Raw genomic sequence first — 12,026 nt, 5'->3', positions numbered from 1 at the left:
TGTGTAGTCTTTGCCTGTCAGCCCATGATAGGCTTTTTTTTTTGGAATTTTTACTGTTATCCCTCAATTATTCATCCATGTCAAAAAAGATTGTGTTACACAAAACAAAAAAGCCTGCAAATATTCCAACAGGCTTTTTAATTCAGGCCTGAATTATTTTCTATTAATTGTTTTCAGCCAACGAAATCCAGGTTTTTACCACGGTATCTGGATTCAGCGATAAACTGTCAATGCCTTCTTTCACTAACCACTCAGCGAAATCCTCATGATCCGAAGGACCTTGTCCACAGATACCGACATATTTACCTTGACGCTTAGCCGCTTGAATTGCCATGGAAAGTAATTGTTTTACGGCATCATTGCGCTCATCAAATAACTCAGACACCACACCAGAATCGCGATCCAGCCCCAACGCTAACTGAGTCATATCATTTGAGCCAATTGAAAAACCGTCAAAATGTTCAAGAAACTGTTCTGCCAATAATGCATTCGATGGAATCTCACACATCATGATGACTTTCAGCCCATTTTCACCGCGTTTCAAGCCCTGCACAGCTAATTCCGCCACGACAGCTTCTGCTTGCGTTACCGTGCGTACAAACGGGATCATCACTTCAACATTGGTTAACCCCATAACATTCCGCACCCGCTTGATGGCTTCACACTCCAGCGCAAAACACTCGCGGAAACTGTCAGAAACATAGCGACCAGCCCCCCGGAAACCCAACATAGGGTTTTCTTCATGCGGCTCGTACCGATCCCCACCCACTAAATTTGCATATTCATTAGATTTGAAATCAGACAGACGAACAATCACACGCTTCGGCCAAAATGCGGCTGCCAGTGTCGCAACGCCTTCCGTCAAGCGTCCAATATAAAATTCAACAGGATTGTCATAACCGACCATTAACGCATTAATCTGTTCCTGCAATTCGGGCGTTTGTTGGGAAAATTCGAGCAAAGCACGGGGATGAACGCCAATCATTCGGTTAATGATGAATTCCAGACGAGCCAGACCCACACCTTCATTTGGCAAGCAGGCAAAATCAAATGCGCGATCAGGATTACCCACGTTCATCATGATCTTAACATCCAGTTTTGGCAATTCATCGACTTGGGAGCTTTGGATGCTAAAGTCCAATTTATTTTGGTAAACGAAACCAGTATCCCCTTCAGCACAGGAAATCGTTACTTCTTGCCCTTCTTTCAGGCGTTCTGTGGCATCACCACAACCTACTACAGCAGGAATACCCAGTTCACGGGCGATAATGGCGGCGTGGCAGGTACGCCCTCCACGATTGGTGACAATCGCAGCCGCTTTTTTCATTATCGGTTCCCAATCTGGATCGGTCATATCAGTAACCAGCACATCACCAGCCTGGATACGATCCATCTCACTGAGGTTATGAATAACCTTAACCGTACCAGCACCGATACGATGCCCGATAGCACGGCCTTCTACCAATACAGAACCCTGTGCGTTGAGTTGATAGCGTTCCATCACCTGTTGATTTGAGCGAACGGTTTCAGGGCGAGCTTGTACAATATATAACTTGCCATTATTCCCATCCTTCGCCCATTCAATGTCCATCGGACGGCCATAATGTTTTTCAATCAACAGTGCTTGTCTGGCCAGCGCCTCTACTTCGTCATCCGCCAAAGAGAAACGATTGCGCAGCACATCTGGCAGATCTTCTGTACGTACCTGCTTTCCATGCTCTTTACTGTCCGCATAAACCATGCGTATTCTCTTTGATCCCAAATTACGACGCACTATCGCAGGACGATTATTTTGCAGCGTGGGTTTATGGACATAAAACTCATCAGGATTCACCGCCCCCTGCACGACCATCTCACCGAGGCCATAGGCAGACGTAATGAACACAACTTGATCAAAACCAGATTCAGTATCAATCGTAAACATTACACCAGACGATGCCAAATCAGAGCGCACCATGCGTTGCACTCCCGCAGAAAGCGCGACGCCACGATGGTCATACCCCTGATGGACACGATAGGAAATAGCCCGATCGTTAAAAAGTGACGCAAAGACATGCTTGATGGCAACCATAACGGCATCAATACCCTGCACATTCAAGAAAGTTTCCTGTTGTCCTGCAAAAGAAGCATCTGGCATGTCTTCTGCGGTGGCAGAAGAGCGCACAGCAAAAGAGGCATCGGGTTCACCTTCGGACAATTGTAGGTAGGCATCTTGGATATCGTTTTCCAGCTGTACCGTAAATGGCGTATCAATCACCCACCGACGAATCTGTGCGCCAGCCTTGGCTAATTGATTAACATCATCAACATTGGTTTCATCAAGCAACTGATAAATACGCTGGTTGACGCCGCTTTGTTCCAGAAAATCATTAAATGCCTGTGCGGTCGTAGCAAAACCATTGGGGACAGACACACCAAGTTCAGCCAGATTGGTGATCATCTCGCCAAGAGAGGCGTTTTTACCACCAACTCGATTAACATCATTCATGCCTAATTGGTTATACCAGAGCACATTGCATGGGGTGAGGCCATTATTGGACATTGAAACTATCCTTTTTACATTCGGAAGTACAAATCGGAAAATTAAGGCTGTTCTTTACAGCGTAAAATAGCCTAGCACATTGTTTTGTCATATATGGAAAGGTGAATCGATCAACCCAGCAATATTATTTTTTTGCGGGTATAATCGGGAATGTTAACCATAGTTCTAGTTTGTGATAAAAACGATTCAGCCAACAACTCCACAAATCCGATAATACACCGTCAACCCAACAATAAAAGAAAGATACAATGACAGAAAACCATATCTCCCAAACACAGGAAAATGAAACTCTGGAACGCAGTGTGTTTTTTATTTCCGATGGTACGGCAATTACAGCTGAAGTACTGGGCCATGCCGTCTTGTCCCAATTTCCGCTTACAGTCACCTCTTATACTCTGCCTTTTGTAAACAGTAAAATGAGAGCAGAAGAAATCAAAACTCAGATAAACGCGATATATCTAGAAACACAGCTTAAGCCACTGGTTTTTTATTCCATTATTTCGGATGAAGTAAAAAGTATCATCACAAGCAGTGACGGTTTCTGTCAGGATATTGTCCAGACACTGGTGGCTCCACTGCAACAGGAAATCGGGCTGGAACCCAAGCCAGAATTACACCGTACCCACGGTTTATCCAAAAAGAATCTGGGGCAATATGATGCTCGTATTGCAGCCATTGATTATGCTCTCGCTCACGATGATGGCGTTTCATTACGTAATCTTGAACAGGCTCAAGTGATTATTCTGGGCGTATCCCGCTGCGGTAAAACCCCTACCAGCCTCTATCTTGCCATGCAATTCGGTATTCAGGCAGCAAATTATCCTTTCACCGCAGACGATATGGACAATCTACAATTACCTGCCGCCTTAAAGCCCTTTCAGCATAAGTTATTCGGCCTGACCATCAGCCCAGAAAGACTTGCTGCTATTCGAGAAGAACGACGTGAAAATAGTCGTTATGCCTCATTGCGACAATGCCGGTTAGAACTTGCTGAAGTTGAAGCACTGTTTCGTAAGAATAAAATTAACTATTTAAATACCACCAATTATTCTGTCGAAGAGATTTCAACCAAAATTATTGACAGTATGGGATTGAAACGCCGCATGTTCTGATCTCGAAACCCCAGCATTTTCTACGGTACTTTTTTCACAATATCTTTGCACGATACTTTCTCGTGCAAATGTCATTATTGTTTGTTGAATTTACTGGGTGTTGAGTTATTGTGATTTCAATCATTACAGACACTACCTTAATGTGAAGTAGAATTCGAGAAAATATATGCACAAAACAGATGAATTAAGAACCCGTCCCATTGGTCGTTTGATTACACCCAAAGCACTTGCTGAGCAATATCCTATATCAGAAAAAATCCTGCAAAATGTGACATTGTCACGCAAGCGAATTGAATCCATTCTTACAGGCAATGACCCGCGTTTACTGGTCATTATTGGCCCTTGTTCAATACACGATGTTGATGCGGCTCTTGATTATGCCGCCCGCCTGCAAGTATTGCGTGAAAAATACCAGCACAGCCTGGAAATAGTGATGAGAACCTATTTCGAAAAACCCCGTACTGTTATTGGCTGGAAAGGGTTAATTTCAGATCCTTTGTTAGATGGCTCCTGTCAGGTTAATAAAGGAATCTCTCTCGCCCGTAAGCTATTAAATGATATTAATGAACTGGGTATGCCGACGGCCACTGAATTTCTGGATATGGTCACAGGGCAATATATTGCCGATTTAATTAGCTGGGGAGCCATCGGAGCTAGAACGACAGAAAGCCAAATTCATCGGGAAATGGCATCTGCCCTGTCATGCCCCGTCGGATTTAAAAATGGGACAGACGGAAATACGCATATCGCCATCGATGCAATACGCGCAGCACGTGCCAAACATATGTTCTTGTCTCCCGACAAAGATGGGCAGATGACTATTTACCAAACCGGCGGGAATCCCCATGGGCATATCATTATGCGGGGTGGTAAAAAGCCTAACTACAAAGCAGAAGATATTGCTGCCGCCTGCCAGAAATTACATGAATATCAATTAACTGAACGCCTGATTGTGGATTGTAGCCACGGTAACTGTCAAAAGATCCATCGCCGCCAGCTAGATATCGCGAAAGATATCGGCCAACAAATTCAATCGGGTTCAACATCTATTGCGGGTGTCATGGCTGAAAGTTTCTTGGTAGAAGGTACTCAAAAAGTAGTACATGGAGAACCTTTAACCTACGGGCAGTCCATTACTGATCCCTGTCTTGGCTGGCAAGATACCGAACAATTTATCAATACTCTGGCCGAAGCGGTCAAAAATCGTACTTGAATACTTCTTTTATCTGACCCCTGTTTCTTGCAAGAGTTAGATGAAATTCTAAAATATCAATATAAATCAATAAATTAAATCATAATTATAAGCTTCGAAAAAATAACTTGAAGTTAGTCAAAATTGAAACGATAATTATTCTCAATATTAGAATAGTTATTGTTCAGATTTGACTATGGAAAAATTAGCTTACTGCCAGTGCTACCACGCAAATCTCCTGCAACAGCAGATTCTTCTTGAGCTATTCAGTGATCCCGTAAAAAACGATTGTACTGGTGTGCCGACAGTCAGAAATTATTGGGATAATCACGTACCATAAAAATTAATCGGCAAAATGGCTTATGCCATTACGCCAGACCAAAACTCGTAGCTTTATTCGAACAAATAAAATCCCAGCAAACTCGCCTGATCAATATCGTGGTGATGGGTTATTTTTGTGCACAAAACACCGTTAAATTATGGAGATTAACCTGCATGACCTCAATTAAATTACCAAACCTGAAATTATCTTCATTAAGTGTGGTCATTTTGACTGGGTTATCTTCTGCTCACGCAACAACAATTCCTGCTGAAGAAAATACATCATCCAAAGATACTTTGACTGTTTACGCGACTGGCAATGAACGCGATAGTTTTGAAGCACCTATGATGGTAACAGTCATTAAAGGAAACTCGGCCAACAATAGAGTTGCAGGTAATGCCCATGACTTACTGCGTAACCTTCCTGGAATTAACGTTTCTGGTTCTGGGCGCACCAATGGGCAAGACATTAGTATGCGCGGTTATTCTAAAAAAGGTGTTTTAACACTTGTTGATGGTATTCGTCAGGGAACCGATACCGGGCATCTCAATGGTTTATTTCTCGATCCAAGCCTGATTAAACAAGTCGAAGTCGTTCGTGGTCCATCCGCCCTACTTTATGGCAGCGGTGCACTGGGAGGCGTTATTGCCTACCAGACAGTTGATGCAGCCGATTTATTGCAAGAGGGAAAAAATACTGGCTTTCGTGTTTTCAGTCGTGCAGCAACAGGTGATCATAGTCTGGGATTTGGTGGTGCTGCATTTGGTAAGACAGAGCAACTTGATGGGTTATTTGCATTCAGTACCCGTGATGTTGGCAATATTCGCTATGGTAACGGCCTAACCGGTCACAACGATGAAACCATTGGTAATATGCTGGCAAAAGGGAAATGGAATATCAATGATAGCCAATCACTCAGTAGCGAACTCCGCTATTACCGCAATCAGTCCCATGAGCCTAAAAACCCGCAAGCTATCACAGATAATGCTAAAAACGATAACCCGAGAGCGGATCGCACCACGACACAACGTGATGCACAACTGACTTATCGACTCAATCCGGCGGAATACAACTGGCTGAATACCAAAGCGGATATCTATTATTCCGACGTCACTATTAATGCAAAAACCAAAGAGAAAGGTTTTGAAGGCCGCAAACAAGAAACTTACGGCGTTAAATTAGAGAACCGTTCACATCTGGGTGTAAACACTTTTTCAGTTCATCAATTCACGTACGGTGGCGAAGCTTACAAACAGAAACAGAAGCCAAACGGCAATACAGAAAGTTTCCCTGATGCCGATATCCGTTTTGCATCCGGCTGGGTTCAAGATGAAATAACCCTGCGTGATTTGCCTGTTTCACTCATCGTCGGTACACGTTACGACAATTACAACGCTTCAAATGCTAAATATGACGATATCAGTGCCAATAAATGGTCATCAAAAGGCGCTGTCAGCATTACGCCAACTCCTTGGTCAATGTTATTTACTTCCTATTCTCAGGCATTTCGTGCTCCAACCATGGGTGAAATGTATAACGATTCTAAGCACTTCCACATGCCACCCATGAGAGGAAAGCCGGGATTCACGAATTACTGGAAACCTAATCCTAACCTGCGTCCAGAAAGCAATGAAACTCTGGAATCTGGCTTTGGGCTACGTTTCGATGATTTATTCTCCAGCAACGATGAGTTGAAATTCAAAGCCAGTTATTTTGACACTCAAGCGAAGGATTACATCACTTCCATCGTGACAATGCCGGATATGAGATCTACAACGTCAATCAATATCCCTAAAACCAAAATTTGGGGTTGGGATGCTTCAATGAGTTATGAATCAAATTGGTTCTCATGGAATCTTGCTTACAACCGAACAACGGGAAAAAACGAAGAAACAGGAGAATCTATCGCCGACCTCAGTCCTGATACTCTGACCAGCATGCTAGATATCCCTCTATCTAACACCGGTTTTTCCCTTGGTTGGATCGGTAAATTTACTCAACATACTCAGTTCAGAGGGGTTAATGGTGACAAAAATGAGCGCGGTCAGAAGCTCTCTCAATACGCAGGCTACGGAGTCAATGATTTCTACGTCAGTTATCACGGCGATGGAAAATTAAAAGGGCTAACAACTTCTGTCGTACTTGGAAACGCGTTCGACAAAGAATATTACTCGCCATTGGGTGCACCACAGGATGGTCGCAACGGTAAACTGTTCATCAGCTACCAGTGGTAGATAACAACAACCCCGTTTTTAATACGCTTTTAACACACTATTTTTAAACGCAGTTTTTAAGGAGCCAGCAATTGTGAATCAGTCACTTTATGAACGTTACCTACAGGCCAAAGCGGATAACAAAGCTAAATATGCACGTGATCTCGCGGCTTATCTCAATGTCAGCGAAGGAGAATTATTGCATAGTCGTGTTGGTATCGACGCAAAACGTTTGAGCGTTGATGCTTCTGCCCTGCTTCAAGAACTGGTAACCGTCGGCGAAACTAAAGCCATTACCCGTAATGATTTTGCCGTTCACGAACAGGTAGGCCGTTATGAAAATACGCAGTTCAGCCCGCATGTTGGTTTGATTCTCAACCCACGAGAACTTGATCTGCGACTATTCTTCGACCATTGGGCCAGCGTTTTCTCTCTGGTTGAACCCGCCAAAAATGGCCTGCGTCACAGTATTCAATTCTTTGACCGCCAAGGTGATGCGCTGCATAAAGTGTACACGACCAAAGATACCGATATGGCTGCATGGGAAGCCTTGATCGAAAAATATCAGACCGATGAGAATCCAGCTCTGGAAATTCAACCTGAAAAAGCATCTGAGCACAAAGAAGTCACAGAACAACTGAAAGCTCAGTTGGATGAAGAATGGCGTGCTATGACTAACGTTCACCAATTCTTTATGATGATGAGCCGTCATAACCTGAACCGTCAGCAAATTTTCAATGCAGTCGGTAATGATCTGGCCTACCGTGTTGAAAATTCATCACTGACTAAAATCGTTGAAACCGCACATAACGATCAAAATGAAATCATGATTTTTGTCGGAAATCGTGGCTGTATTCAGATTTTCACGGGCAAACTGGAACGTCTGATGCCTTATCAGGAAGAAAATTCCCCTCAGAAATGGGTCAACATTTTCAATCGTGATTTCACTTTGCACCTGATTGAAAGTGCTATTGTAGAAAGCTGGGTAACACGTAAGCCAACAACGGATGGTTTTGTCACCAGTCTTGAGCTATTTGATGCCGAAGGCAACCAAATAGCTCAATTGTACGGCCAGCGTACCGAAGGTACGCCTGAACAGGCACATTGGCGTAAGCAGATTGCCGCACTGCCTAAACTGGAATCAGAAAAGGAAACTTGTATAGTATGAAAAAGTGGCTTCTAACATTTATGCTTGCCACCTCTGGCAATGCATTCTCTGCTGAGCGCATTGTCACAATTGGTGGTGATGTGTCTGAAATTGTTTTTGCACTAGGCGAAGGACAGCACGTTGTCGCAAGGGATAGTACCAGCCAAAACCCTAAGGCATTACTCTCACTCCCCGATGTGGGATATATGCGAATGCTGAATTCAGAAGGGATCCTATCCATGCGCCCATCACTGGTGATAGCAAGTGAATCGGCGCAACCATCTCTAGCACTTAAGCAAGTCGAAGATTCTAGTGTAAAAGTTATTAAAGTGACCAGCGAAGCCTCGTTAGAAGCCGTTCCTGAAAAAATTTTGACCGTCGCGAAGGCGGTCAATCAGGAAAAACGCGGTGAAACGCTGACCTCCCAATATCGACAACAGTTAGCCGAACTCAACACGTCAAATATTCCCACTAAGGTGATCTTTATCATGAGCCACGGCGGGATCATGCCAATGGCAGCCGGTCAACAAACAGCCGCAGATCAGATTATCCGTAGCATCGGTGCACAGAATGCCATGCAGGGATTTAAAGGATATCGTCCCCTATCTCAAGAAGGTGTTATTGCCAGCCAGCCTGATTTGCTGCTAGTCAGTACAGAGGGGCTGAAAACGCTGGGTGGCATGGATAAACTCTGGCAGCTTCCGGGGTTGAATTTCACTCCGGCGGGCAAGAAAAAGCAGGTTGTTGTTGTGGATGAAATGGGTCTGCTTGGATTTGGTATCCAAACCCCAGCCGTCATGAAACAAGTCCGCGAGGCGGCGGAGAAAGTGCAATGAGTCGCTCCCGCTTCCCCAGTTTCGGCTTGATGGCTCTCGGCTTGTTGCTATTCTTGTTAGCAATCAGTTCAGCCAATATGGGGGCATTGCCACTTTCTTTTAAAACCCTGTGGGAATCCTCATTGGATGACCCACAGTGGCAGATTTGGTTAAATATCCGCTTACCGCGCATTCTGCTGGCTATTTTGGTTGGCGGTGCGTTGGCTGTGTCCGGTGCCGTGATGCAGGGGTTGTTCCGCAACCCCCTTGCAGATCCTGGCTTATTAGGGATCAGTAGTGGTGCTGCACTTACCGTAGCAATGGTAATTGTTCTGCCTTTTACGCTACCTGCCAGTATCGCGTTATATGGCCATATTATTGCGGCTTTTGTCGGCAGTTTGCTGGTTTCATTCCTGATATTTTCGTTAAATAAATATAACCACGGTAATCTATCAAAATTATTACTTGCCGGTATTGCCATCAATGCCCTTTGTATGTCGTTTATCGGTGTGTTGAGCTATGTCAGTAACGATCAGCAATTACGCCAATTTTCGATTTGGATGATGGGTTCATTGAGCCAAATTGAATGGCCAACACTGATTATCGCCGCATCTCTCATTATTCCTGTTTGTATACTGGCATTCAGTCAATCACGAAAACTCAATCTGCTTCAATTAGGCGATGAAGAAGCTCACTACCTAGGTATTAATGTCCAGCGCACTAAGTATCAATTATTATTACTGAGTGCCCTACTGATTGGATGTGCTGTCGCTTTGAGCGGTGTCATTGGTTTTATCGGTCTAGTGATTCCACACCTTGTCAGACTACGGTTTGGCGGTGATCATACCTGGCTTCTGCCAATTTCAGTGTTGGGCGGAGCATGTCTGCTGTTAAGTGCTGATACACTGGCTAGAACATTAGTTTCCCCTGCAGAAATACCAGTAGGACTTATCACTGGTTTAATCGGTGCTCCCTATTTTTTATGGTTGATTCTTAAACCATCAGGAGGCCGTTTATAATGGAATCGGTAATGTCGGAAAATTTACTTGAAGCCAGAAATCTAAACTATTTCATTGGGCATCGTCAGATCATCAACGATATTTCACTTTCCATTCAGAAAGGGGAAATTGTTGCAATTATTGGCCCCAACGGGGCCGGGAAATCTACGCTGTTACGCTTATTAACAGGTTATATTCCGTCCAACTCAGGCGAGTGCTTGTTAAAAGGCGTCCCAATCTCCCGCTGGCCAACCCAGCAACTTGCACGTATCCGTGCCGTTATGCGGCAATACAGTTCTCTTTCTTTTCCCTTCAGTGTGGAAGAAATCATTGCTATGGGGCGTGTGCCACATGAAAACACCCACAGAAAAACTGCCATTGATGAAGCGATTATGCTGACAGAATGTGAAGAGCTGAGACATCGAAATTATCAGCAGTTATCCGGAGGGGAACAACAGCGGGTTCAACTGGCAAGAGTACTGGCACAGCTTTGGCATCCAGAGCCAACAGAATCTTGCCTATTTCTGGATGAGCCCACATCAGCATTGGATCTTTACCACCAACAACACACATTACGGCTGGTACATCGCCTGACACGCCAACGTCCTCTTGCTGTTTGCTGTGTACTACATGATTTAAATCTGGCGGCGCTCTACGCAGACAAAATTATCCTGTTACACAAAGGAAAACTGGTGGCGTCTGGTTCCCCGCAGGATGTGCTGCGTGATGATATTCTTAAACAGTGGTATCGGGCTGATTTAGGGGTTACTCAGCACCCTGAAACCTACCAACCGCAAGTTTATCTCCGGCAATAACAAGTCTCAGCAACCCTACGGAAAAGGCAAATTTTGTTGGTATTCACAAAATTTGCCTAAACAACGAGGGACTACAGCGGATTTTGCTAAATTTACTGAATAAGCAATTCCACACTTATATCCATATACGATGAGCTTCCGTAAACGTTATTCTGATTGCAGTCGGCATCTCCACAAGTAGCGCTCTTGACTATATCCGGACACCCTTTAATCACCGTATACCATCCTCCATCAAACCCACGCTCAAATCTCAAAGCACAACTCATCGAGCCACTAGAAACCGCCCACTCAACCCATTTAGGCCTAAGTGTACAAGCACTAAATAAATTATCGTTGTCTTGTAAGTGGGTACTTTGCTGGTTGCCAGGCTCAATCCTTATCTGATCTGCACCACTATCATACATACAGTCGGTACTTCGTTTGGCTATCACGATATCATTTACAGAAGAAGAGTAATTTTTAAATTCCATATTATAGTCAGCAGAAAGAATCTGTTGTTTTTCTGCATTAACCATTTTCTCATCTGCCCGGACTGGGGATATCAACAAACAATATAAAGCTGCACAAAATAATATATTGATAATCTTCATGTCGTGCTCCCTCTGATGAAATTACTAAAAATATTTCGTCAATATTTTTGATTCGTTATTGCTTCACCGTTAATGGAGTACTGAGATGATAGTTACTAATAGCATACGAACTATCGTGATTCTATCAGCTTTAGATTATAAAGAATTATTTTTACTGCTATACATCAAAGATAAACAGGTGAGCAAGAGGTTTTAATGTGTTTCTAAGTTAATCAATGAAATTATCTGCACTTTTGTTATAGTCGGTAATACAATACACTGACTTACCGCGTCCACTAAT

General features: G+C 43.8%; 9 protein-coding genes. 7 read left to right on the top strand and 2 right to left on the bottom strand.

Features of this window, described 5'->3' with window-relative positions:
* Positions 1 to 163 precede the first annotated feature (163 nt).
* On the bottom strand, positions 164 to 2,542 hold the full coding sequence (gene ppsA, locus NXS07_RS12440; protein ID WP_258086846.1) for a phosphoenolpyruvate synthase: 2,379 nt from the start codon (positions 2,540 to 2,542) through the stop codon (positions 164 to 166).
* A 248-nt stretch (positions 2,543 to 2,790) separates the two neighbouring features.
* On the opposite strand from ppsA, the gene ppsR reads away from it, so the two are divergent.
* The 7 genes from ppsR to NXS07_RS12405 all read left to right on the top strand — a co-directional run bounded on the left by ppsR (position 2,791) and on the right by NXS07_RS12405 (position 11,156).
* Positions 2,791 to 3,654 (top strand): posphoenolpyruvate synthetase regulatory kinase/phosphorylase PpsR, encoded by an 864-nt coding sequence (gene ppsR / locus NXS07_RS12435; protein ID WP_038217684.1) that lies wholly within the window; start codon positions 2,791 to 2,793, stop codon positions 3,652 to 3,654.
* A gap of 166 nt (positions 3,655 to 3,820) precedes the next feature.
* On the top strand, positions 3,821 to 4,867 hold the full coding sequence (locus NXS07_RS12430; RefSeq protein WP_038217686.1) for a 3-deoxy-7-phosphoheptulonate synthase: 1,047 nt from the start codon (positions 3,821 to 3,823) through the stop codon (positions 4,865 to 4,867).
* Positions 4,868 to 5,341: 474 nt separating this feature from the next.
* A complete protein-coding gene (locus NXS07_RS12425) occupies positions 5,342 to 7,402 on the top strand; it encodes a TonB-dependent hemoglobin/transferrin/lactoferrin family receptor (protein ID WP_038217688.1) in 2,061 nt (686 codons plus the stop codon).
* 73 nt (positions 7,403 to 7,475) lie between these two features.
* The gene (locus NXS07_RS12420) at positions 7,476 to 8,549 is read left to right on the top strand and encodes a hemin-degrading factor (protein WP_038217690.1); all 1,074 of its coding nucleotides are present in this window, start codon (positions 7,476 to 7,478) and stop codon (positions 8,547 to 8,549) included.
* Positions 8,546 to 9,364, top strand: coding sequence for a heme/hemin ABC transporter substrate-binding protein (locus NXS07_RS12415; protein ID WP_038221344.1), 819 nt, complete (start codon positions 8,546 to 8,548; stop codon positions 9,362 to 9,364). The genes NXS07_RS12420 and NXS07_RS12415 overlap by 4 nt, the downstream gene beginning before the upstream one ends.
* Positions 9,361 to 10,362, top strand: a complete 1,002-nt coding sequence (locus NXS07_RS12410) for a FecCD family ABC transporter permease (protein WP_038221345.1) — start codon at positions 9,361 to 9,363, stop codon at positions 10,360 to 10,362. The genes NXS07_RS12415 and NXS07_RS12410 overlap by 4 nt, the downstream gene beginning before the upstream one ends.
* The gene (locus tag NXS07_RS12405; protein ID WP_038217696.1) at positions 10,362 to 11,156 is read left to right on the top strand and encodes a heme ABC transporter ATP-binding protein; all 795 of its coding nucleotides are present in this window, start codon (positions 10,362 to 10,364) and stop codon (positions 11,154 to 11,156) included. Before NXS07_RS12410 ends, NXS07_RS12405 begins: the two co-directional genes overlap by 1 nt.
* Positions 11,157 to 11,248: 92 nt before the next feature.
* Here the strand turns inward: NXS07_RS12405 and NXS07_RS12400 are convergent, their stop codons facing one another.
* A complete protein-coding gene (locus tag NXS07_RS12400) occupies positions 11,249 to 11,746 on the bottom strand; it encodes a hypothetical protein (RefSeq protein ID WP_038217699.1) in 498 nt (165 codons plus the stop codon).
* Between the last annotated feature and the right edge of the window lie 280 nt (positions 11,747 to 12,026).

The organism is Xenorhabdus bovienii (assembly GCF_024721015.1).
Lineage (GTDB): Bacteria > Pseudomonadota > Gammaproteobacteria > Enterobacterales > Enterobacteriaceae > Xenorhabdus > Xenorhabdus bovienii.
Note: the sequence above shows the minus strand (reverse complement) of the source record. Positions and strands in the feature narration are given on the sequence as shown.

Excerpts from the sequence above, each read along its gene's own strand:
- ppsA (WP_258086846.1), bottom strand. The coding sequence starts at position 2,542 with ATGTCCAATAATGGCCTCACCCCATGCAATGTGCTCTGGTATAACCAA.
- ppsR (WP_038217684.1), top strand. The coding sequence starts at position 2,791 with ATGACAGAAAACCATATCTCCCAAACACAGGAAAATGAAACTCTGGAA.
- NXS07_RS12430 (WP_038217686.1), top strand. The coding sequence starts at position 3,821 with ATGCACAAAACAGATGAATTAAGAACCCGTCCCATTGGTCGTTTGATT.
- NXS07_RS12425 (WP_038217688.1), top strand. The coding sequence starts at position 5,342 with ATGACCTCAATTAAATTACCAAACCTGAAATTATCTTCATTAAGTGTG.
- NXS07_RS12415 (WP_038221344.1), top strand. The coding sequence starts at position 8,546 with ATGAAAAAGTGGCTTCTAACATTTATGCTTGCCACCTCTGGCAATGCA.
- NXS07_RS12410 (WP_038221345.1), top strand. The coding sequence starts at position 9,361 with ATGAGTCGCTCCCGCTTCCCCAGTTTCGGCTTGATGGCTCTCGGCTTG.
- NXS07_RS12405 (WP_038217696.1), top strand. The coding sequence starts at position 10,362 with ATGGAATCGGTAATGTCGGAAAATTTACTTGAAGCCAGAAATCTAAAC.
- NXS07_RS12400 (WP_038217699.1), bottom strand. The coding sequence starts at position 11,746 with ATGAAGATTATCAATATATTATTTTGTGCAGCTTTATATTGTTTGTTG.